The 21,381-nt window shown below is 60.0% G+C and carries 20 protein-coding genes and 1 pseudogene; 13 read left to right on the top strand and 8 right to left on the bottom strand.

All coding sequences use genetic code 11. The features are described 5' to 3' along the window. Window position 1: 1 nt before the first annotated feature. Both JNM42_RS01135 and apaG read right to left on the bottom strand, forming a co-directional pair. Window positions 2-184, bottom strand: a complete 183-nt coding sequence (locus JNM42_RS01135; RefSeq protein ID WP_294264866.1) for a hypothetical protein — start codon at window positions 182-184, stop codon at window positions 2-4. Between the two features lie 175 nt (window positions 185-359). Further along, entirely contained in the window at window positions 360-743 is a 384-nt protein-coding gene (apaG, locus tag JNM42_RS01140) for a Co2+/Mg2+ efflux protein ApaG (RefSeq protein ID WP_294264869.1), read from the bottom strand. Window positions 744-956: 213 nt separating this feature from the next. Between apaG and JNM42_RS01145 the strand changes: the two are divergent. The 3 genes and pseudogenes from JNM42_RS01145 to JNM42_RS01155 all read left to right on the top strand — a co-directional run. Continuing rightward, window positions 957-1,495, top strand: a pseudogene (locus JNM42_RS01145) (ISNCY family transposase); the annotation flags it as partial. A 233-nt stretch (window positions 1,496-1,728) separates the two neighbouring features. After that, window positions 1,729-2,019 (top strand): hypothetical protein, encoded by a 291-nt coding sequence (locus JNM42_RS01150; RefSeq protein ID WP_294264872.1) that lies wholly within the window; start codon window positions 1,729-1,731, stop codon window positions 2,017-2,019. A gap of 37 nt (window positions 2,020-2,056) precedes the next feature. After that, window positions 2,057-2,530: a type II toxin-antitoxin system RatA family toxin gene (locus tag JNM42_RS01155; RefSeq protein WP_294264873.1), complete on the top strand. Its 474-nt coding sequence runs from the start codon at window positions 2,057-2,059 to the stop codon at window positions 2,528-2,530. Between the two features lie 74 nt (window positions 2,531-2,604). Here the strand turns inward: JNM42_RS01155 and JNM42_RS01160 are convergent, their stop codons facing one another. Then, on the bottom strand, window positions 2,605-3,048 hold the full coding sequence (locus JNM42_RS01160) for a TOBE domain-containing protein (protein WP_294264875.1): 444 nt from the start codon (window positions 3,046-3,048) through the stop codon (window positions 2,605-2,607). 214 nt (window positions 3,049-3,262) lie between these two features. Here JNM42_RS01160 and JNM42_RS01165 point away from each other — a divergent pair, with 214 nt between their 5' ends. From JNM42_RS01165 to JNM42_RS01195, 7 genes are all read left to right on the top strand, one after another. Continuing rightward, window positions 3,263-4,081 (top strand): TOBE domain-containing protein, encoded by an 819-nt coding sequence (locus JNM42_RS01165; protein ID WP_294264878.1) that lies wholly within the window; start codon window positions 3,263-3,265, stop codon window positions 4,079-4,081. A gap of 14 nt (window positions 4,082-4,095) precedes the next feature. After that, window positions 4,096-4,842, top strand: coding sequence for a molybdate ABC transporter substrate-binding protein (modA, locus tag JNM42_RS01170; RefSeq protein ID WP_294264887.1), 747 nt, complete (start codon window positions 4,096-4,098; stop codon window positions 4,840-4,842). Between the two features lie 144 nt (window positions 4,843-4,986). Next, entirely contained in the window at window positions 4,987-5,841 is an 855-nt protein-coding gene (gene modD / locus JNM42_RS01175) for a ModD protein (RefSeq protein WP_294264890.1), read from the top strand. A gap of 18 nt (window positions 5,842-5,859) precedes the next feature. Continuing rightward, window positions 5,860-6,252, top strand: coding sequence for a hypothetical protein (locus JNM42_RS01180; protein ID WP_294264899.1), 393 nt, complete (start codon window positions 5,860-5,862; stop codon window positions 6,250-6,252). A gap of 2 nt (window positions 6,253-6,254) precedes the next feature. Further along, on the top strand, window positions 6,255-6,941 hold the full coding sequence (gene modB, locus JNM42_RS01185) for a molybdate ABC transporter permease subunit (RefSeq protein ID WP_294264911.1): 687 nt from the start codon (window positions 6,255-6,257) through the stop codon (window positions 6,939-6,941). Then, window positions 6,938-8,029 (top strand): molybdenum ABC transporter ATP-binding protein, encoded by a 1,092-nt coding sequence (gene modC / locus JNM42_RS01190; protein ID WP_294264914.1) that lies wholly within the window; start codon window positions 6,938-6,940, stop codon window positions 8,027-8,029. The genes modB and modC overlap by 4 nt, the downstream gene beginning before the upstream one ends. Before the next feature lie 242 nt (window positions 8,030-8,271). After that, entirely contained in the window at window positions 8,272-9,240 is a 969-nt protein-coding gene (locus JNM42_RS01195; protein WP_294264916.1) for a hypothetical protein, read from the top strand. 588 nt (window positions 9,241-9,828) lie between these two features. On the opposite strand, the gene JNM42_RS01200 is transcribed toward JNM42_RS01195, so the two are convergent. The 5 genes from JNM42_RS01200 to hemC form a co-directional block, all read right to left on the bottom strand. Continuing rightward, entirely contained in the window at window positions 9,829-10,140 is a 312-nt protein-coding gene (locus JNM42_RS01200; protein ID WP_294264919.1) for a transposase, read from the bottom strand. Window positions 10,141-10,455: 315 nt separating this feature from the next. Beyond that, window positions 10,456-11,625 carry a heme biosynthesis HemY N-terminal domain-containing protein gene (locus JNM42_RS01205; RefSeq protein ID WP_294264922.1) on the bottom strand — a complete coding sequence of 390 codons (1,170 nt, stop codon included), beginning with the start codon at window positions 11,623-11,625 and terminating at the stop codon, window positions 10,456-10,458. Continuing rightward, window positions 11,622-12,728 carry a uroporphyrinogen-III C-methyltransferase gene (locus tag JNM42_RS01210; protein ID WP_294264924.1) on the bottom strand — a complete coding sequence of 369 codons (1,107 nt, stop codon included), beginning with the start codon at window positions 12,726-12,728 and terminating at the stop codon, window positions 11,622-11,624. The genes JNM42_RS01205 and JNM42_RS01210 overlap by 4 nt, the downstream gene beginning before the upstream one ends. Next, window positions 12,721-13,500, bottom strand: a complete 780-nt coding sequence (locus JNM42_RS01215; RefSeq protein WP_294264927.1) for a uroporphyrinogen-III synthase — start codon at window positions 13,498-13,500, stop codon at window positions 12,721-12,723. Before JNM42_RS01215 ends, JNM42_RS01210 begins: the two co-directional genes overlap by 8 nt. Continuing rightward, window positions 13,497-14,444: a hydroxymethylbilane synthase gene (gene hemC, locus JNM42_RS01220; RefSeq protein ID WP_294264930.1), complete on the bottom strand. Its 948-nt coding sequence runs from the start codon at window positions 14,442-14,444 to the stop codon at window positions 13,497-13,499. Before hemC ends, JNM42_RS01215 begins: the two co-directional genes overlap by 4 nt. Window positions 14,445-14,795: 351 nt before the next feature. Between hemC and JNM42_RS01225 the strand changes: the two genes are divergently transcribed. The 3 genes from JNM42_RS01225 to tldD all read left to right on the top strand — a co-directional run bounded on the left by JNM42_RS01225 (window position 14,796) and on the right by tldD (window position 21,301). Next, window positions 14,796-18,863 carry a YhdP family protein gene (locus tag JNM42_RS01225; protein ID WP_294264933.1) on the top strand — a complete coding sequence of 1,356 codons (4,068 nt, stop codon included), beginning with the start codon at window positions 14,796-14,798 and terminating at the stop codon, window positions 18,861-18,863. Beyond that, entirely contained in the window at window positions 18,844-19,680 is an 837-nt protein-coding gene (locus tag JNM42_RS01230; protein WP_294264938.1) for a carbon-nitrogen hydrolase family protein, read from the top strand. Before JNM42_RS01225 ends, JNM42_RS01230 begins: the two co-directional genes overlap by 20 nt. A 160-nt stretch (window positions 19,681-19,840) precedes the next feature. Then, complete coding sequence (tldD, locus tag JNM42_RS01235) at window positions 19,841-21,301, top strand: metalloprotease TldD (protein ID WP_294264941.1); 1,461 nt, start codon at window positions 19,841-19,843, stop codon at window positions 21,299-21,301. Window positions 21,302-21,381: the final 80 nt, after the last annotated feature.

Genomic DNA, 21,381 nt, shown 5'->3' on the forward strand with positions numbered 1-21,381 from the left:
GTCAAACTTCCCACACCTGTAGCTGCGGGGCAACGCCTCCATCGCACGCCGCCTTGCAGAAATCCCGGTCGAAGGTATGCAACACGGCGGAACCGTGAACCGCCAGATGCAGCACGTCGGCAAAATCAGCGCCTTGCTCGTACCAGTCAAGCGCATTGAGAACCGCTGCGGACGTTTCGATCACGGTAGTGTCGGTTTCCAGCAGGGGGTAAGGAATTCGTGCAATTCAACCCGGGTATTCATTTAGCGGGCTCGTGGCACCCATTCGGTGTCCAGCAAGCTTGTTGCAGATGATTCGGGTTTTAGGGTGAGGCGAGGAGTGCGGGCGGATAGTCAACCCGGTATGAAACAGTTCGTCCTCAGTGCAGTACCCGCGGGATGGCCAGCGTAAATTCGGCGATTACCGCCTCGAACTGCGTACCGTCCTCGGCCGTCATCTGGTAGCTGCCGCGCATGGTTCCTACCGGCGTGTCAAGCTGGCAGCCACTGGTGTATTCAAAGGTCTCGCCCGGCTTGAGCAGCGGTTGCTGGCCGACCACGCCGAGACCGCGCACTTCCTGCACCCGCGAGTTGCCATCGGTGATGATCCAGTGCCGCGAGATAAGTTGCGCCGGCACGGTACCGACATTCTCGATGGTGATGGTGTAGGCAAAAACGTAACGCTCAATAGCCGGATCGGATTGATCGGCAATGAACTGCGGAACGGCGCTTGCCGCGATCTGGTACTTCTTGCTTTCGGCCATGGGAATCCGGAAGGTTAAGGGAATCGAGCATTGCACACGAAAGTGACGCCGGAGGCAAGTGCACCCGATCGGCTTTGTTGGCCCCAAGTAGAAATTTCTGCAGGTGACTAGGGGTGTTGACATTCCTTTCGCGCCCATGAAATGAATGTCAACACCCCCCCTCGATTCACCGCTTTAAAACTGACGGTGGATATTTTCAAGATGGACAAGCTCATGAGTCAAAAGGAAGTGAAACGTGCCCAGGTATTGGATCTTCTGAAAGGGAACAAGATCAGCCGGCAAGAAGCATCGAAACGGATGGGTATCGGCGCCCATCAATTGAGGCGGCTGGCTGAGCATTATCATGCGGAAGGGACAGGCGGGTTGGTCAGCAAGAAGCGGGGCAGAGCCTCAAGCCGACGGCTGGATGAACTCTGTGCGCCACGGCGGTCCAGCTCATGGTCCGGGCGGGTTACTGGCACGCCAAGAAGGGTGGCACGGTGTGCGCTCATTCGCTGCGAACGCGTCGCGCCCGGTTTGGCGAAATGATCCAGATCGACGGCAGCCACCACGACTGGGTTGAGGGACGCGGCGAGAAGTGCACGCTGCCGGCGTTCATCGATGATGCCACCGGGGAACTCACCCAACTGCGCTGTATGCCGAGCGAATCCTCGCTGCGCTACATGCTTGTGCTACATGAGCGCATCATGAGGCATGGCGTACCGGCAGCGCTTTACTGCGACAAGCACAGAATTTTTCGCATCAATGCCAGGAGACCGATCCGAAGGATTGACGTGCTGCCGGAGCAGTATTGCAGGGCAGGTATATCCCGGCCGGCTTGATGACTTCGTAGAAAGAGCGAATTCTGGCCAAAAGAAGAAGCTCTCGCATATCATGCTATTAGTATAATGACTAGATGCAATTGATACTTCACTGTCGCTAACGCATCTGTTGCGAACGCTAATGCCATACAGGACTGGAATTTTACATGCGGAGAAAGCCATTTATGTCTGACATGGCGGCGCCGAAGACTGGAAACTCAACAACCTCCCTTGACGATTTGTTTACTTTGGGATCCGGCGCGCCGGAGGCGCCCATCGTTAAACAGACGATCAGCGACATTCTGCTTAATGGAGAAGAGCCAACCGAAGAGTTCCTGGAAGAATTCATTGTGCTCAGCGAAGTTCCGCCGCTTTCTGATGAAGAGTTCGAACGGCAGGCACTTAGCGCCCCAGGCGACGATGAAGACCCTAGCACGCCAGAGAAATTCCATAATACGCTCGTACCCGGAAAATAACCTGGCCAGCAAAACAGCAAACGGAAGGCAGAAGCCCATGGCAACCCATCGCGAGAGCCGCGACATTGCTCGATCACCTGGATGGCTGTTCGATATCGTTGCCGACGTCGAACGCTATCCCGAGTTCCTGCCCCTGATCCGCGCAGCAAAGATCGTCAAACGTCACGAAAACGCTTACGAAACCGAGCAGAGCCTGGCACTCGGTTTGATGACGCACCGCTTCAACTCGCGAACGGTACTCGATCGCCCGCGCGCTATCACCGTCATATCCGAGGATCGGTCCTTCAGGCATTTCGAAATTCGATGGAGTTTTTCACCACTGGCCGAGGATCACTGCCACGTCGACTTCACGCTCGATTGCGAGGCACGCTCACTGTTCCTGATCCCGGTCATCCAGGTTCTGATCATGCCGATGGCCACCAGCATGGTAAGCGCCTTCGAGTCGCGTGCCCACGCGCTTGCTGTGGCGGCTGGCTGTCCGGATGCGCGCCAGGCTTCGCAAGACAACTAACATCTAGATCAGATGGACGAATCAGGATTCCTGCTTCCTCCGGAATGACTGTGAGCTTACAGTTTCTGAGTGCTTCAATCAGCTCGTGAGGACTCCGGGACGCCGAGGACGACATGGCTGGCCTTGATCAGGGCGCTGGCCGGAACGCCGGGTTTGAGTCCGAGTTCCATGACCGCTTCGTTGGTGATCACCGCATAGACCAGCGTACCGCCAGTCAATTTGATGCGAATTTCGCTGTTGATCGCCCCTTTTTCGATGTTCTGTACGGTCCCGGCCAGTTGGTTGCGGGCGCTGAATTTCACTCCGCTGTCGCCGGCCATAACGATCACCCAGGGTGCCTTGACTAAAGCCAGTACCGGCTTGCCGAGCGCCAGGCCGAGCGACTGCACGCTGCTTTCGGTCACCACGGCGACGATGCGATCGCCGCCCGGCGTGGTGACCTCGACTTCGGCATTGACCTTGCAATCGACCAGAGCGGTGATTTTTCCTTCGAAGATATTGCGTGCGCTTATTTTCATGAAGTTCTCCTTGAGCGGATTTGTTTAGAGCTGGCCCGGTTTTCGCTATATAGATCATAAAATAACGAATTTACTTGGGCGCGAGCATACTTTAACCAGATGCGTTGTACTTATTCAACCATAACGTAGCAGAGATGCGCTAGTAACGGTGCCAGCCAGAAGAATTTGAGTTATCGTTATATACTTTACAACATTACGTAGGAAGTCAGACAAAATGGAGCAAATCGCACATCGGTTACGCAGCAAGCTGGAAGTGACTACCGAGTTCGGCAGTTTTCTCGGCGACACGCGCATCCGCCTGCTTGAGGCCATCGACCAGCACGGTTCGATTTCCCAGGCGGCGAAGGCCGTACCGCTTTCCTATAAAGCGGCGTGGGATGCCATCGACGCCATGAACAACCTGGCCGATCAGCCGCTGGTGCTACGCTCGACCGGCGGCCGCCACGGCGGCGGGACGCAACTGACCGAACACGGGCGCAAGACGATCGCCCTCTACCGCGCGCTGGAAGCCGAGTATCAGTCGGCGCTTGACCGCCTGAGTGCCGGCATGAACGACGGGCAGGCCAGCGACTTCCAGCAGTTTCGCCAGTTGCTCAAACGGATGGCGATGAAAACCAGCGCGCGCAACCAGCTTGCCGGCCATATCGTCGCGCTACGCGAGGGGCACGTCGATTTCGAGGTACGGCTGAAGCTCGACGACGAAAACGAAATAGTGGCCGTCATCACCCGCAATTCGGCAGAAACCATGGGGCTGGTCATCGGCATGGAGATCAGTGCGCTGGTCAAGTCCTCGTCGGTGCTGCTGCTCACCGATCCCAAGGTGCGAACCACGGCGCGCAACCACCTGTGGGGCGAAATCACGCGAATCCACGACGGCCCGGTCAATTCGGAAATCATCCTGACCATGAACAGCGGCAAGACAATCTGCGCCGTCATCACCCACGACAGCGTCGAAAACCTCGGCCTGGCCGTCGGCAAACAGGTCTGCGCCGTATTCAAGGCGTCAGCCGTCATCCTCTGCCTCTACCCCTGATCAAGGAGAACATCATGCACCGCCTGACACTGCTCGTTGCCCTCTTTCTTGCCAGCCTTGGCACCTGCGCCGACGAGGTCCAGGTGGCGGTAGCCGCCAATTTCACCGCGCCGATGCAGAAAATTGCGGCCGGGTTCGAGAAGGACACTGGGCACAAGGCGGCACTTTCCTTTGGTGCAACCGGCAAATTCTACGCACAGATCGTCAACGGCGCACCGTTCGAGGTATTCCTGGCCGCCGACGACGAAAACCCCGCCCGCCTCGAAAAGGAGGGCCACGCCGTCGCCGGCAGTCGCTTCACTTACGCCATTGGCAAACTCGTGCTGTGGTCGGCCGATCCTGATCGGGTCGATGCCAAAGGTGACGTCCTCAAGACGGGTAGTTTCAAGCACATCGCCCTGGCCAACCCGAAAACGGCGCCCTACGGTGCCGCAGCCATCGAGGCGATGACCAAGCTCGGAGTACTGGCTAGGCTGGAGCCACTTTTCGTTCAGGGTGAAAACATATCGCAGGCCCATCAATTCATTTCCACCGGTGCAGCGGAACTGGGTTTTGTCGCTCTTTCCCAGGTTTTTAAGGAGGGGAAAGTCACCGGCGGATCGATGTGGGCCGTTCCTGCCAGTCTTCACCAGCCGATTCTCCAGGATGCCGTTCTGCTCGCCAAAGGCAAGGACAAGGCAGCGCCCGCCGCGCTGCTGACCTATCTCAAGGGAGAAAACGCCCGAGCCATCATCAGATCCTACGGCTACGAGTTGCGCTGATCATGCCGGTGTGCATGCCTACCCTCAGCGCCAGCCAGGCAGAGCGGGCAGATCGCGCAAGCCGTAACAGCAGGGCCTGGCTGGCCTGCCTGCCCGGCACCCGAACAGTGTCCGCGCTGAAACCATCATGAGGGCTGAATCCCGATGAACCCCTACCGGCTCCCCGATGGTTTTCTGGAAAGCCTGCTGCAGGAAGACAGCCCGTGCGGCGATGCCACCACGTTTGCCCTTGGCATCGGTCGGCAGCCGGGTCGACTGGTTTTCCGGGCGCGCCATGACATGGTGCTGTGCGGCAGCGAGGAAGCCCAACGGCTCGGCGAACTGCGCGATCTGCGGGTCGTCGGCGCGGTACGTGAAAGCGGCTGCCGGCTGCTTGCCGGCGAGGAGATACTGCGCCTCGAAGGGGCGGCTGAAAATCTGCATGGGGTCTGGAAAACCGCACAGACGCTGATGGAATACCTGTCCGGAATCGCCAGCAGCGTGTCGGCAATCGTCGCTGCGGCACACCGCGGCGACCCGGGAAGCAGCGTCGTGTGTACGCGCAAGAATTTTCCCGGTACCAAGGCGGCGGCCATCAAGGCGGTGCTTAGCGGCGGTGCATCGCCGCATCGCCTGAGCCTGTCTGAAACCCTGCTCGTATTTTCGGAGCACCGCGTTTTTCTTGCAGGCGAAACACCGGGCGAGACGATCGAACGCCTGCGTCGGCGATGGCCGGAACGCGCCATCCTCGTTGAAGTGGATAACGAGGACGAGGCTCGCACCTGGATCGACGCCGGCGCCGATATACTGCAACTGGAAAAATTGTCCGTCGCAGCAGTGAGCGGGATAGCCGCCTACGCCGCATCGACCCCGCAGGCGTCGAAAATTGCCGCGGCTGGGGGCGTCAATGTCAATAATGCTGAAGCCTATGCCCGTGCCGGCGCGCGGATTCTCGTCACCAGCGCTCCCTATTTCGCCCATCCGCGCGACGTGGCGGTTACTCTCGAATGCGTTTTCTAAGCGCAGCGAAACAATCCCATGAAAATCGCCATTGCCACCAGCCACTGCACTGCCGTCAGCGGTCATGCCGGAAAAACCCGGCACTGGCTGGTTTACGATCTCGCCGGCTACCATCCGGATGAGTGGCTGCCGGCGCCGCAGCGCATCACATTGGAGAAGCATCAGGTGCTGCACACCTTTGCCGATGCCGGAGCGCACCCGCTCGACGGCGTCAATTTCGTCCTTGCTGCCAGCGCCGGCGAGGGTTTTATCCGCCATATGAAAAAGCGTGGCAGCAAGGTGCTGATAACCGGCGAAACCGATCCGGCCATGGCCATCGCCTGCATTCTGGCCGGCGAAGCGCTGCCAGGGCAACGCTTCGATGTCACGACGATCTTCTGCAAAGTACGCAATCTGCTGTCACGTCATTAGCCATGGAAAATGCCGCTTATTCCCAGGATCTGGCCGCCGTCTGGCTGACGCTCAAGCTGGCCTCGATTGTTACCGTGCTCCTGCTCATCGTCGGCACGCCGATCGCCTGGTGGCTGGCACGCACGCGCTCGGCCTGGAAGGGGGTGATCGGCGCCGTCGTTGCGTTGCCGCTGGTGCTGCCGCCGACCGTGCTCGGCTTTTACCTGCTTGTCGCCATGGGGCCGAACGGGCCGGTCGGGCAACTGACGCAGTCGCTCGGCCTCGGCATCCTGCCCTTCACCTTCCCCGGCCTGGTCATCGCCTCGGTGCTCTACTCGCTGCCGTTTGTCGTTCAGCCCATCCAGAATGCCTTCGAGGCCATCGGCGAACGCCCGCTGGAAGTTGCCGCCACGCTGCGCGCCAGCCCGTGGGATGCCTTCTGGAGTGTGGCCGTGCCGCTGGCCCGCCCCGGATTTCTCAGCGGCGCGATCCTCGGCTTTGCCCATACGGTTGGTGAGTTCGGCATCGTGCTGATGATCGGCGGCAACATCCCGGGCAAGACCCGCGTCGTCTCGGTGCAGATCTACGACCACGTTGAAGCCCTCGAATACACTCAAGCCCACTGGCTGGCCGGTGGCATGCTGCTTTTCAGCTTCAGCGTGTTGCTGGCGCTATACACCCTGAACCCGTCACGGCGAAAAGCACTATGAGCGCTGAAATTCAGGCCAGGTTTTGCCTGCCGCGCGGCGACTTCAGGCTGGAAGTGGACCTGTGCCTCCCCGGGCACGGCATCAGCGCGCTGTTCGGCCATTCCGGCTCCGGCAAGACCACCTGTCTGCGCGCGATGGCCGGGCTGGAGCGGGCGGCGCAGGGTTACTTCGCCATCGGCAACGAGGTCTGGCAGGACGAGGCACAGGGTCATTTCCTGCCGCCGCACCAGCGTGCCCTGGGCATGGTGTTTCAGGAGGCCAGCCTGTTCGCGCATCTCTCGGTACGACGCAACATGGAATATGGACAAAAACGCGTCCAGACAAGCGCCCCGGCAAGCGAGCGCCGCTTTGCCTTGCCCGAAGTGGCTGAACTGCTCGGCATTACGCACCTTCTCGAACGTTCAACCCGCCAGCTTTCCGGAGGCGAACGCCAGCGTGTGGCGATTGCCCGCGCCTTGCTCGCCGCACCGAAAATTCTGCTCCTCGACGAACCGCTGGCGGCACTTGACCTGAAGCGCAAACTGGAAATCCTGCCTTATCTGGAGCGGCTGCACGGCGAGCTTTCGATCCCGGTCATTTATGTCAGCCACTCTCCGGATGAAGTAGCGCGGCTGGCCGATCATCTGGTGCTGCTTGAACAAGGCCAGGTGGTGGCGAGTGGCCCGCTGAATGAGGTACTCAGCCGCATCAACCTGCCTGCAGCCTTCGTTGACGATGCGGGCGTGGTGATCGAGGCACGGATCGCCGAGCACGAAAAGGACGAGTTGACCCGGCTCGAATTCACCGGTGGCCTGATTTATGTTTCGCGCCGCCAGGAACCGATCGGAACACTGCTACGCTGCCGCATACATGCCCGCGATGTCAGCCTGGCCCTGGTGCCGCAAGTGCAGTCGAGCATTCTCAACTGTGTGAGTGGCACGGTGCTCGATCTGGCGCCGACCGATACACCCGGCCACGTGCTGGTCCGCCTGGATGTCGCTGGTTGTCCCTTGCTGGCGCGCATTACCCGACGCTCCGCCGATAAACTCGGCATCCGGCAGGGTCTTGCCCTGTGGGCGCAAATCAAGGCTGTCGCGCTGCTGGATTAAGAGGTGTTGGGGGTGTTGGGGGTGTTGGGGGTGTTGAGTGAACACTTTCGACGTAAAACGCCCAGAAACGGGTGTGCCCTGCGATTTATCGCACCAGAACAGGGCAGTTCGGATCCGCGCTCGATCGATTGCCTGCGGTTTTCCCCTGTCAATTCAGTTCGTTAAAAACCAGACGAATTTCTGCATGCTTCTTGCTAGCAGTTCTGGCAAAGCTGACTCCCGATTAATTATCAGTACTCGCGATGACCATACACTCCCTTAAATACAAGCCGCAGCCCGATGAATCACCTGCGGAAGGCACCCGGCGCATGATCGACGGCCTGGAGCGGGTGTTTTACGAAGGCTACTGGATCAAGACCTACCCGGTTCCTGCCGATTCGCTGGAGACCAAGAAGCGGCTGATCGAAGCACTGACCCGGCGCCTGTTCAACCACACCGAACACGGACTGAACATCCCCGGCGCCCGACTGGGTGAGGCGCGGCAGAGCTATCAGGCCGAGACCGACCCCGCACGACGCCGGGTCAAGGCCGGCATGCTGGCCGGCGCGCTATTCAACCGATCGGCCGACATTTTCAGAAAGCTGGTCGAGTTGCAAGCCGATGGCGTCGAAATTCACAGCGATGACCCCTTGATGCGCGAATGCGGCCAATGCCTGCTCGACGCCATGGACCTGGGTCGCCACGTCCTGCATCGCAGTGGTGAGGAAGGCATCGACGAGTTGTGGGGCGAACCTTTTCGCGCTTTCTCGATTCCGGTCGAGGATTATTTTGAAAGTCGCTACATCAAGATCGGCCAGAGCATGCGCGACATCGACCGCATCGCCGAGGTGATGGTCGCCAGTTTCACTCAGATTCCGGCTTTTGAGCACGTCGAAGCGCCGATCCGCGACTTTGTCCATTACGCCAAGGTCAAAACGGAAAACCTGCGCACCGACCCGGACATTTTCGATGTCTGGGCGCAACTGGTCACCGCCGCCGAGCGGCTGGCCAGCTTTACCCCGACTCCGCAGGCCTTGCCGCCCGGCAACGCGACGCCAAGGCATGGCCTTGCTGACGGTCTGCATCTGATCCACAACGGCCGTCATCTGATTTTCCATATTGCCCGCGCCAGAACACCGATGCCCAAGAGTACGCGCGAATACATTGAACGTTGCGAAGCCTATCGTGCAAGCGGCCGTGCGCCGTTGACACCGGCGCACCTGCCGCTGTAAGCGAGGCAGACCGAGCCGCCCTTGGGCGCAGGCTCTCAGAGGCTGCGAATTAATGGATAAACATTTCCCATGCTTTCATTCCGGAAAAAGCCGGAATCCACTACACACCCAGCCCAGGTATCACGTGCTCCAAAGGGGTCTCCCATTAGCCGGCCTAAGCCAAGTTCGCGAACACTAAATCTCGCGTCGATACCGCGATTGATATTGAAATAACGCCCATCGGATCGACCAACCAAAGCGATGGTCGATTATTCCAATGTCTCAAACTCCCCAAGTGCAGCGCTCGAACCGCGCCCGTTTCTTCACATCATGGCTGCGACGAATCTCGCCAGTCACCCATCAGGATCAAGCGATCGGCGGTGCTCTGCCTTCGCCCTGGCGGTTTTACCGCCCCAGAAGAACGTTGGTCCCGCTTCGCGTCCAATGGTTTGCACAGCATCGTGGCTGCCGGTATCCCGGAGCCAACCCCTTGGTGGCTCGCGCTGCAGGCGATTCGCTGCACTGCTCGGGTGACGGCGGACGACCTCCCATTCAGCTTAATGGCTCAATCTCCAGACCCCTTTCCGGGCTTGCCGCCGCCGTCGTTGCTCATACGAAGCTGCGCCCCGTATCAAACGCGTGGTGTTCCTTCAGGATGTGGAAGCAGGCGCGCGCCAGCTTGTGTGCCAGCGCTTTCGTGGCGACCACGTTGTTCGTCCTGGCTTTCTTGCGTTCGTAGAAGCGCTTGGCTTCGGCAGAGAAACGCAAGGCGAAGTTGGCCGCTTCGACAAAAGCCCAGGCCAGGTACTTGTTGCCATTCTTGGTGTTGCCTTCACCTTTCTTCTTGCCGTTGCTGATACGCTGACTATCGACGCAACTGGCCGGATGGCGAATTAAAACCCTATCTGGACGAGGCAACACGCCGAAACCTACAGCGACAAAATCCGATTGGTACGAGCCATTTTATTGCGACAAAGCATTACGATACTCAGATGCTGATTGTCACCAAGCATGTCGGGATCAGTTTTGTAGTGGTCGACGGCAGTGGGGTAATTTCGTCGAGTAAAGGGGCTCTTTGGGCCAGCGGAATTTAATCTAAAAGGGAAAAGGGGTTTGGTAGTTCCACTGAGTAACATCGCAAAATATTTTGCTCATTCCCGCCACATACATCTGCTCAGCCGAACTCGACAGCCACCGCCCGACAAAAGCCACTACTTCACCTCACCGGTTCAAACCTCAGTCAGCCTTCCCCGCCGCCGCCCGATACTGCCGCATCGCTTCGTCGGCGCGCTCGGTCTGCTCGAACAGGCGCGCCAGTTCGAGGCGCACCTCGCGGCTGTCTTCAAGTGAGAGGGCGGCTTCCAGATAGCTCTGGGCCTTGCCCCACAGGCGCTGTTCGAGGCACATCCGGCCCAGCGCCAGCAGCAACTGGGGGTCGTCACGATGCTTCTGCAGCCACTGGTCGGCGCGGGCCAGGCGTGCGCTGAGATCGCCGCCCGGGGTCAGCCCGTAAAGGCCGACGAGTCGTGAATCCCATTCCGCATCGAGTTGTGTCTCGATGAAATTCCGCGCTTCATCATGCGCACCCAGTTCGATCAGCGCTTCGGCAAAAACGCGCGCCAATCGCGGACTTTGCTCGCGCGCCGGCAGTTTTTTCCGATAGGCCTGCAACTGGGCAAGAACGGAACGCCGCTGGCGAACATTTTCCTGATGCGCCTTGAGCTTGATCTCCTGCGCCAGTTCGGGCAGCATGGCATTGCGTTTTTCGAGCAGCCGGGCGATGCGCAATACTTCATCCCAGTTGCCGCAACCCTGCTCGGCACGCAATTCAAGGCGATGCGCGGCGATATGTCGTCCGGATGTTTCCTGCAGGCGCTTCAAGGTGTTGACTGCATCTTCAAAGCGCTGCATCTCGATATGCATTTCCGCTTCAAGCATCAGACAGGCGGGCTGCATCTTTGCATCCGCCTGCGCGGCCCGCTCAAGCCAGGCCTTCTGCTTGTAGGGCTCATGCAGGCGCTGCGCCGCGCGGGCGGCGAGCAATGCGGCGAGCGCCGGCGATTGGCCGGCGGCATGGGCGTCACCGGCTTTCTTCATGGCCTGGCTGTAACGGCCTTCAAAAAGGAGGCGCACGACGTCGAACAACTCACCGATCGTTTTCTCGCGCTGGCGGTGTTGGCGATATTCGCGCACGCGCCTGGGCAAGGAGAGGGTCAGCGCCACGCCGCGCAACAAGGCGTAAAGCGATACAAAGCCACCAATGATGAGCAGGATAGCCAGGTTAAGTGAGATCTCGGCACGATACGGGGGATACACCAGCAGCACGTAGCCCTCGTTGAAATGCGCGGCCAGCGAGATGCCGACGGCTAACGCAAAGAGCGCCAGCACCCAGAGCAGGCCTTTCATTTACCGTCCTTGCCGAGCTTGAAATTCTTGATCGCCGAGAGACTCTCGTTGAGGTTGGGCAGTTCGATGCTGATCTCGGTCGCCGAAAGCTGCTTGAGAGTGCTCTGTGCGGTCTGCACCGACTTGTCACGATTGTCAAAATAGCGATCGACCCAGAACCTGGCCTGCTTGAGTTCGTTGCGGAAGGTCCACTGATCATGCGCCAGCAAGGCCAGACGGGCATTGAGCAGGCGCAGTTTGAGGTTCTCGCGGAGGAAGAAGGCCTGCCCCGGCGCCAGCAGCGCCGGCTCGTCGCGGTCGAAGCGCTGGATGCGCACCAGACTGCGCAACTCACGCCAGAAATCGACCGCCAGATGCTGCCAGAAAATCAGCGATCCCAGGGTAGCCGTGGGCGATTCGAGCGTCTCCCCAGGCTTGCCTTCTTCTCGCGGTCGGCCATCAACCGCCAGCGGCAGGGTATCGACGGCGGAAATCACGCTTTCCAGACGCAGATTCATTCCCGGCACATCGACCTGCGGCAGGGCACGCAGCCGCTCCAGGTCGCGCACCAGCACCTTGCGCAAGCCGATGAACTGCGGACGACCATTGCCGGCCAGACGGGCGTCGGCGGCCTGCAGGGCGAGCACCGCCCCTTGAACGTTCGCTGCCAGTTGCAACTGCTGCGCGGCCAGCGTCACGCTCTGCTCAACCTCGGCCAGCGCCCACTCGTCGCGGCTGCGCGCCAGATCCCGATACAGGCTTTCCAGAGTGGCCTGCTGGCTTCTGGATTCGGCGATCCGGCCTTCGAGCTCGCCGATTTTTCCCTGCTGTACGGCGAGTTGTTCCTGCGCCTGTCTGGCCAGCGTGCGACTTTCCCTAGACACCGCATCACTGTCGGACAGGCGGCGCGCCATTTCCTGCTGGGTATCGGCCAGGCGGATGCGCGTCTCGAACCACTGCCAGACGGCCAGAGCGAGCGCCAGCAGGGCAATGTACAGCCACGGATTGAGCCATGCGCCAAAGCTCGACGCGCGCGCTGCCTGTGCGACTGGAGCAGTCGGATCGGGTGCCGTCGGAGGAGGTGATGCGGGAGTTGCAGGTTGCTGATCAACGATGTCATTCATGGTCAAGCCAATTAAATTCGCACAAGCTGTCAATGATGCCGGCATCGGCCGGCCTGGTCAGCCTGACCCTTTGCAGGCCGAGCTCTACGGCGACTTCGGCAATGCGCTGATGGGGCACGAATACCGGCAGGGTCCGCACAAGCTCGAAGGCGTCAGTATCGAGCAAAGCCCGAAGGTTGCGCAAACCTTCGCTCGATGAAATCGTCAGCGCATCGAGTTGCCTGTTGCGCAACAGCGACACGATGGGCTTTCCGTCGCTCGGCGCCGAACGGTGATAGCAGGTCACGGCGTGCACTTCGGCGCCGCGCTCGAGCAGCGTAGTGGCCAGCAGATCGCGCCCGCCGTTGCCGCGCAGGATCAGCACCATTTTTCCGGCCACTCGATCGCTCTGAAACTCCGGCAATTCAAGCAGCGCTTCCGAATCGAAACGCTCGAGTGGGGTAATGACGCGCCCGATACCGCACAGCGAAAGCTGTACGGCCGTGCCCTGCCCGATGGCCGCGGCCTGCACGGTGGCCGGCCAGGCGCGTGTCGAGAGGATAAGGGGAACGCTGAACTCGACCGCATTCGGGCTGATGAATACGGCGATGACATATACCTCAAGGCGCGCAATCACCTGTTGCAAGGGCACCGGATCGACTGCCGGGGCGATTTCGAGCAGCGGGAAGCGCACCGGCTCGCCACCCTGCGCCGCGATCATCTGCGCCAGTTTGCCGGCCTGGGCGGCAGGCCGGGTCACCAGAATGCGTTTGCCGTGCAAGGGGGTTTTCATTGCCCTGCGGCAAGAGCGGCCAGAATGGCGCCTGCCCCCCGATCGCGCAACTGCTGCGCCAGACGTTGACCGATCGACTCGTCCTCGTCCGGCGCGCCGCGCAGCTCACCGCTGACCCGCTGCCGGCCGTCCGCTGTGGCCACAAAACCGCGTAACCACAACACGCCATTCTCCATGCGGGCATAGCCACCGAGGGGCACCTGACAACTGCCGCCAAGGGCACGCGAAAAGGCGCGTTCGGCGCGAACGCAATGGGCGGTTTCAGAATCGTTGAGCGGGGCAAGCCAGGCCGCAGCATCGGCGCGGCTGGACAACACCTCGATGGCGAGCGCGCCCTGCCCCGGTGCCGGCAACGACTGTTCAGGCGTCAGGATGGCCTTGATGCGCTCACTGAGCCCGAGGCGGATCAGCCCCGCCGCAGCGAGAATGATCGCGTCGTACTGTCCTTCGTCGAGCTTGCGCAGGCGGGTGTCGAGATTGCCGCGTAGCGGCTCGACCCTGAGTTGCGGGTAGCCGGCGCGCACGATCGCCTCGCGCCGCAGGCTCGACGTGCCGACCAGGGCATCCGCGGGCAATGCGTCGAGCCCCTCGTAACGGTTCGAAACGAATGCATCGCGCGGGTTTTCACGCTGCGGGATGGCTGTCAGCGAAAAACCGTCCGGCATTTCCATCGGGAGATCCTTGAGCGAATGCACCGCGAGGTCGGCCCGACCCTCCTGCATGGCGACTTCGAGCTCCTTGATGAACAGCCCCTTGCCACCGATTTGCGACAATGGCCGGTCGAGGATCTGGTCGCCGCGCGTCGTCATGCCGAGAATCTCGACCCGGCAGTGCGGATGCAGTTCGGACAGCCGCACCTGGATATGCCCGGCCTGCCACAGGGCCAGGCGCGACTCACGTGAAGCTATGACGATACGCGCAGGCGCGGAAGGAGACTTGTTCAATGCAGAATCCTGAAACAATTCAATACCCAATGGAATCACTCGGAATTCTAGCATGCGTGCACTTGCCGCCGCAGCCAGATCTTTAACCACACCGGGCACAGCGGCCACAGCGAAGAGATATTGTTTCAGGCACGGAGTATTAATGCCATCTATCCCTTGCGGAACCGCCTGGACCCTGTCGAAATCGAGTGCTGGCGCGGCGCCAGCGTTTCTCGTATTTCTTCACATTTCTTCATAAGAGCTCGGTCGGGCAAAGCCGTTACAATTGATACTTCAAAAGGATTTCAGGTAGTTCACCATTCCAGTGACGCTTTCCGATAACGGGCTAAGTCTTCCGCAGGTAACCGGTTCATGATGAGCTGGAACAGCCTGCGCCCGGCGCTCTATCACCGACTTCATTTTCTGGTGCCTCTGGTCTCGAACCGTGTGGTGGGCAGTTTCTGGCGCGCCCTGGTGTGGGGCTTCTGGCTGGTTTATTTCGGTTTTGTGGTACTGGTGCTGGTGCTGCGCTACGTCGTACTGCCGCACATTGAAGACTATCGCGCCGACATCGAACGACTGACCAGCGAGGGACTTGGGCAAAGCGTAAGCATCGGGCGCGTCGAAGCGAGTTGGGAAGGCATCAACCCCGATCTGACCCTGCTCGACGTCCGCATTGACGATGCGCAGGGTCGGCCGGCCCTCGCTTTTTCACGCATTGAGGCGATTCTCTCCTGGTGGTCGGTACCGAGTGCGCAGCTCAAGCTGCGACTGCTGCGCATCGACGAGCCGACACTGAATTTGCGTCGCGATACCCAGGGTCGTTTTTATATCGCCGGCATTCCGCTCAGTCAGGAACAAAACGAGGGCGACGTTTCCGACTGGATCCTGGCGCAAAGGCGCATCCGCATCCTGGGCGCGACGCTGGTCTGGGAAGACGAGTTGCGCAAGGCACCGCCGCTGGTTCTCGAAGATCTTGATTTTGCTCTCGACAATGACAACAGGCGCCATCGTTTTGGCCTGACCGCCCTTCCGCCAGCCGAACTGGCTTCAATGATCGATGTTCGTGGTGATTTCCGGGGAAAGGACATCGAACGGCTGGAGTCGTGGTCGGGGCAGGCGTACGCCGAGATCGGCTACGCCGATCTGGCGGTCTGGCGCCAGTGGATTGACTATCCGGTAGCGCTTCCGCACGGGCGGGGTGCCTTGCGCGCCTGGTTGGGTTTCGCACAAGGCAAACTGCAGGAGGTAACGGCCGATGCCTCGCTACAGGACGTCAGCCTGCGTCTGGCGCCTGATCTCCCTGCGCTTGTACTCGAACACATGTCGGGGCGTATCGGTGCCCGTTTTTCGGCGACGGGCTTTGAGGTCAGCGGGAAACGCATCGAGCTGGCGACCCGGGCGCTGACGACGCCGAATAACGAATCACGCGAGACGATACGCATTGAACCAACGGATTTCCACGTGGACTGGCAACCCGAGCCTGACGGCAAGGGAGTCGTCGGCAGTGCCAGCGCCAGCAGAATTGACCTCGCTGCGCTGGCCAGACTTGCCGAGCACCTGCCTTTTGATGCGCGATCTCGCCAGTTGCTGAAGGATTACGCACCGCGCGGCCATGTCAGCAGCCTGACGGCCAAATGGAAAGGCGATGCAGAGCGCCTGCAAACCTATTCGCTTAAAGCCGGGTTCGATGAGCTGGCGCTGACAGCACAGGGCTACTTTCCGGGCTTTTCGGGGTTGTCAGGAACGCTTGAATTCAATGAAACGAGCGGTAGTGCTGCACTGCGCTCGCAAAAATCGAGCGTCGATTTACCGAGCATTTTCCCTGAGTCGCTGACTGTATTCGATACGCTCAATGCGCAGGCCAGGTGGGAAATCAGCAAGGGCGTACTTGATGTCGAGCTGTCGCGAGTCGAGTTTACCGGTCCGGATGCGGCCGGTTCGGCGAAGGGAAGCTACCGAAACACGGGTGAAGGGCCGGGGGAAATCGATCTGAGCGCAGCACTGACCCGAGCCGAAGCGCGTGCCGTCTGGCGCTACATGCCACATGCCGTGGGCGAAGGAGCGCGCTTCTGGCTTCGCGATTCCTTGCTGGCCGGGAATGCCAGCGAGGCGAAGCTGATACTCAAAGGCAAGTTGAATGACTTCCCCTTCCTGGACAAGAGCAAAGGCCAGTTTCTGGTGACGGTCAAGGCGCGGGACGTGGTGCTCGATTATGGCCAGGGCTGGCCGAAAATCGAGGGGATTCACGGAGATCTGCGTTTCGAGGGCAACGGCATGACCGTTGAGGCACATCGAGGATCGATTCTTGGAGCGCAACTTTCCAACACGCGCGTCGAGATTCCTGATTTTGATGCGCCGATTTCAACCCTGATCGTCAAGGGGCGAGCCGAAGGGCCGACTTCCGAGTTCCTCAAGTTTATCGAGCTCAGTCCGGTCGCCGGGCGGATCGATCACTTCACCGAGGATATGCGTGCCAGCGGAAACGGCCATCTCGATCTGGGGCTGGTCATTCCGCTTGACGAAGCGAAACTTGGGGATTCGAAGATCGACGGCACCTATAAGTTCGTGAACAACGAAGTGACGATCGATGCCGGGATACCTCAATTAAAACAGGTGAATGGCAGCGTGCAATTCTCGGGCAACGATTTGCAGGTGCCCGAGATCAATGCGACGCTCCTGGGTGGAGCGCTCAGGATCAAGGGTGGGTCGCAGAAGGACGGCAGGGTATTGATCACTGCCAACGGTTCGATCAGCATTGAGCAGTTGCGCAAGCAGTACGCTTCGCCGCTGCTGGCGAATCTGTCGGGGGCAAGCCCTTACCGGGGCGAGGTGCGCATCAACAAGCGTAACGCCGATCTGGTGATTGATTCGACACTGGTCGGGCTGGCCTCGGCCTTTCCTGAACCCTTCCACAAGGACGCCGGGGAATCCATGCCGCTTCGTCTTGAAAAGAAACTCCTGCCGGGCGTACCGATAGCCGGAGACGAAAAGGCCGAGAAAGTTGAAAAAGCAGACAAGGCCGATCCGACAGTGCGCGATCAGCTCAGCGCAACACTCGGCAGCGTCATGTCAATGCAATTGATTCGTCGCAAGCAGGCCACGGGCTTTCTGCCGGAACGTGGCGCCATTGCCGTCGGTCGGCCTTTGCAGTTGCCCGAGCGAGGCGTTACCTTCGGGCTGACCGCCAAGCGCATTGATCTCGATTACTGGCGGCGGGTCTATCGATCCGCTGGCTCAGTTGCAGCACCTCCTTCTGCACCTGTTTCTGCACCTGCTGCAACACCTGCTGTTGCTCCTGCGCCGGCGTCGCCTTTTCTAGATTCGATCAATATCAAGACCGCCGATCTGATTCTGCTTGGGCATCACTTCAATGATGTCGATCTGACCGCAGTACCCGCACCTGCCCAGTTGAAGATCAGTTTGAATTCTCGTCAGGCCAACGGAGAGCTGGTGTGGGAAAGCGCGGGAAGCGGCAAAGTGACAGCTCGCTTCAAGCAGTGGGCACTCGATTCCACAAGCGTACCAACGGAGTCCAATGCGGGTGAAGCGTTAAAGGAACTGCCGGAACTCGACATCGTGGTCGACGATTTTTCGCTGGGCGTGCGCCGTTTCGGCCGGCTCGAAGTACAGGCGCGCAACGCGGGGGGAGTCTGGCATCTAAACAGTATTCAGGTGACCAATCCCTATGGCAACCTTTCGGGTAGCGGCCAGTGGCAGATTACCGGCGGGAAAAGCCGTACACAGCTCGATTTCAGGATCAACAGCAGCGACGTCGGGAAAATGCTCGATCGGCTGGGTTACCCCGGTACGGTGCGCGCCGGTACGGCTCAGATGGAAGGGAAGATCGGCTGGAACGATACGCCGACCGCTCTTGATTTCGGATCATTGAGCGGCGAACTGAATCTTGAGGCGGGCAAGGGTCAGTTCGTCAAACTCGACCCCGGTGCCGCCGGAAAGTTGCTCGGTCTGATGAGCCTGCAAGGTTTGACTCGCCGGATTACCTTCGATTTCAATGATGTCTTCAGCGAAGGCTTTGCCTTCGACAGCATTGCCGGCAAGGTCGCGATGCAGAATGGCGTGATGCGCACCGATCGTTTGCAGATTGACGGGCCATCAGCGCGAGTCGTGATGCGCGGCGAGGTTGATCTGGAGCACGAAACGCAGCGTCTCAAAATCAACGTCCAGCCGGAACTGGGTGGCACCGCCGCGCTTGGCGTGGCGCTCATCAACCCGGTTGCGGGTGTGGCGACCTGGCTGGCGCACAAGGCGCTGCAGAATCCTCTCAATCACATGTTCGGTTTTGACTATCTGATTACCGGCAAGTGGGATGACCCCAAGGTCGAAAAACTTTCGGGAAACGAGCCGCCCGTTCCGGCGCCACAGTTGCCAACCATTGCCAATCCAGCAGGAGCCGCACATGATTCGTCCCCAAAGTGAGTCAACGGGCGCGTTGCAGAACGCACGCGTGGCTGCCGTGCAGATGGTGTCGACGCCACGTGTTGAAGAGAATCTGCAAACTGCCGGAAGGCTTGTTTCCGAGGCGGTGGCGCAGGGCGCCGAGCTGGTTGCTCTACCCGAGTATTTTCCGATCATGGGCCTTCGCGACGGGGACAAGGTCAAGGTGCGTGAGGCGGACGCCTGTGGCCCGATCCAGGACTTTCTTGCCGAAACAGCTCGCCGGCACGGCATCTGGCTGGTCGGCGGCTCGCTGCCCCTGATTGCCAGTGAGGAAGACAAGGTGCTCAACTCCTGTCTGGTTTACAACCCGCAGGGGGAACGCGTGGCACGCTACGACAAGATCCACCTGTTCGGTTTTCAAAAGGGTGCCGAACGCTACAAGGAGAGCGCGACGATCGAGGCCGGTTACCAGCCGGTGGCCTTTGCCACGCCCTTCGCCCGGGTCGGATTGTCGATCTGCTATGACATCAGGTTCCCGGAGCTCTATCGTGCGCTGGGCGTTACCGATTTGCTGGTGATCCCGGCGGCCTTCACCGAGACGACGGGGTGCGCCCACTGGGAAATCCTGCTGCGTGCCCGCGCCATCGAAAACCAGTGTTATGTGCTGGCTGCGGCCCAGGGCGGCAAGCACGAAAACGGCCGCGAGACGCACGGCAACAGCCTGCTGATCGACCCCTGGGGCGATATTCTCGAGCGCAAAGCGAAGGGACCGGGTATCGTGATCGGTGAACTGGATCACGCGCGCATCGCCGAAGTCCGCACCAGCCTGCCCGCTTTGAAGCATCGGGTAATGTAGTGCATAAGCGCTTTCAACGCAGAGTACGCAGAGACGCAGAGGTCGCAGAGAAAATCATAGAAAGTTTTGGTTTATCCCCGCGTATTCTGCGTCTCTGCGCCCTCTGCGTAGAATGAGTTTTACATCGTTTTTTTTTGAATTACCGCAAATTGGATACCCAATGACCGCAAAAGCTCAATCCCTGCTCGTGCAGGCGCAGAAAACCCTGCTTACTCCCTATGGTCTTGACGTGGCCGACTTGGGCAAGGTGTTTGGCACGATCATGGCGCATGACGTCGATTACGCCGACCTTTACTTCCAGTTCAGCCGTTCGGAGGCGTGGAGTCTGGAAGAAGGAATCGTCAAGTCGGGCAGCTTCAATATCGATGAGGGCGTTGGTGTGCGCGCCATCTCGGGCGAAAAAACCGCGTTTGCCTACTCCGACGACATCAGTCTGCCGGCGCTTGCCGATGCGGCCTCGGCGGTACGCGCCATCGCGGCGGCGGGACAGCAGCGGCGCAGCAAAGTCATTCCGGCCCCGAAGAAGAAAATCGGCCACGCGCTGTATGTACCGCTCGACCCGCTCAGTTCGCTCGACGCGACGGCCAAGGTGAAACTGCTCGAACGGCTGGAGGCTTATGCCCGTTCCGAAGATCCCCGTGTCACACAGGTCATGGCGCATATTGCCGGAGAATACGAGGTGATACTGGTGGCCGGCAGCGACGGTCGGCTGGCGGCCGATATCCGGCCGCTGGTGAGGGTGTCGATTACCGTTATCGTCGAGGGCAAGGATGGCCAGCGCGAACAGGGGTCGGCCGGCGGCGGCGGACGAACCGATTACAGCTTTTTCAGCGATGCCGTGCTGCACGGCTATGCGCACGAGGCGGTACATCAGGCCGTGACCAACCTAGCGGCGCAGCCGGCGCCGGCCGGAACGATGACCGTCGTACTCGGTTCCGGCTGGCCCGGCATCCTCCTGCATGAGGCCGTCGGGCATGGTCTGGAAGGCGATTTCAACCGCAAGGGCAGTTCGACCTTTGCCGGCCGTATCGGCAGCCGCGTGGCGTCGAAAGGCGTGACCGTGGTCGATGACGGAACGCTTCCCGGTCGCCGCGGATCACTCAACATCGACGACGAAGGCAACCCGACACAACGCACGGTGCTGATCGAGGACGGTATTCTCAAGGGCTATATGCAGGACAGCCACAACGCCCGTTTGATGGGTGTGGCGCCGACCGGCAATGGCCGGCGCGAGTCCTTCGCGCATCTGCCGCTGCCGCGCATGACCAACACCACCATGCTGTCCGGCGACAGGAGCCCCGAAGAAATCATCAAATCGGTGAAAAAGGGAATTTACGCCGTTAACTTCGGTGGCGGTCAGGTCGACATCACCAACGGTAAATTCGTGTTCTCGATGTCTGAGGCTTATTTGATTGAAGACGGCAAAGTAACGAGCCCGGTCAAGGGCGCGACGCTGATCGGCAGCGGTCCGGAAGCAATGACCCAGGTATCGATGATCGGCAACGACATGCGCCTCGATCCGGGGGTCGGCACCTGCGGCAAGGATGGTCAGAGTGTTCCGGTTGGCGTCGGGCAGCCGACGCTGCGCATCGAGGGTCTGACGGTGGGCGGTACGGCTTGAGCAGATGAACTGCCTTGCCGCGAGGCATGTCAACAGGTTATCCATTCCATTCGAGTATAATCATGACAAAAGTATTCACC

Source organism: Propionivibrio sp. (assembly GCF_016790145.1).
Classification (GTDB): domain Bacteria; phylum Pseudomonadota; class Gammaproteobacteria; order Burkholderiales; family Rhodocyclaceae; genus Propionivibrio.

Excerpts from the sequence above, each read along its gene's own strand:
- apaG (WP_294264869.1), bottom strand. The coding sequence starts at position 743 with ATGGCCGAAAGCAAGAAGTACCAGATCGCGGCAAGCGCCGTTCCGCAG.
- JNM42_RS01150 (WP_294264872.1), top strand. The coding sequence starts at position 1,729 with ATGTCTGACATGGCGGCGCCGAAGACTGGAAACTCAACAACCTCCCTT.
- JNM42_RS01155 (WP_294264873.1), top strand. The coding sequence starts at position 2,057 with ATGGCAACCCATCGCGAGAGCCGCGACATTGCTCGATCACCTGGATGG.
- JNM42_RS01160 (WP_294264875.1), bottom strand. The coding sequence starts at position 3,048 with ATGAAAATAAGCGCACGCAATATCTTCGAAGGAAAAATCACCGCTCTG.
- JNM42_RS01165 (WP_294264878.1), top strand. The coding sequence starts at position 3,263 with ATGGAGCAAATCGCACATCGGTTACGCAGCAAGCTGGAAGTGACTACC.
- modA (WP_294264887.1), top strand. The coding sequence starts at position 4,096 with ATGCACCGCCTGACACTGCTCGTTGCCCTCTTTCTTGCCAGCCTTGGC.
- modD (WP_294264890.1), top strand. The coding sequence starts at position 4,987 with ATGAACCCCTACCGGCTCCCCGATGGTTTTCTGGAAAGCCTGCTGCAG.
- JNM42_RS01180 (WP_294264899.1), top strand. The coding sequence starts at position 5,860 with ATGAAAATCGCCATTGCCACCAGCCACTGCACTGCCGTCAGCGGTCAT.
- modB (WP_294264911.1), top strand. The coding sequence starts at position 6,255 with ATGGAAAATGCCGCTTATTCCCAGGATCTGGCCGCCGTCTGGCTGACG.
- modC (WP_294264914.1), top strand. The coding sequence starts at position 6,938 with ATGAGCGCTGAAATTCAGGCCAGGTTTTGCCTGCCGCGCGGCGACTTC.
- JNM42_RS01195 (WP_294264916.1), top strand. The coding sequence starts at position 8,272 with ATGACCATACACTCCCTTAAATACAAGCCGCAGCCCGATGAATCACCT.
- JNM42_RS01205 (WP_294264922.1), bottom strand. The coding sequence starts at position 11,625 with ATGAAAGGCCTGCTCTGGGTGCTGGCGCTCTTTGCGTTAGCCGTCGGC.
- JNM42_RS01210 (WP_294264924.1), bottom strand. The coding sequence starts at position 12,728 with ATGAATGACATCGTTGATCAGCAACCTGCAACTCCCGCATCACCTCCT.
- JNM42_RS01215 (WP_294264927.1), bottom strand. The coding sequence starts at position 13,500 with ATGAAAACCCCCTTGCACGGCAAACGCATTCTGGTGACCCGGCCTGCC.
- JNM42_RS01225 (WP_294264933.1), top strand. The coding sequence starts at position 14,796 with ATGATGAGCTGGAACAGCCTGCGCCCGGCGCTCTATCACCGACTTCAT.
- JNM42_RS01230 (WP_294264938.1), top strand. The coding sequence starts at position 18,844 with ATGATTCGTCCCCAAAGTGAGTCAACGGGCGCGTTGCAGAACGCACGC.
- tldD (WP_294264941.1), top strand. The coding sequence starts at position 19,841 with ATGACCGCAAAAGCTCAATCCCTGCTCGTGCAGGCGCAGAAAACCCTG.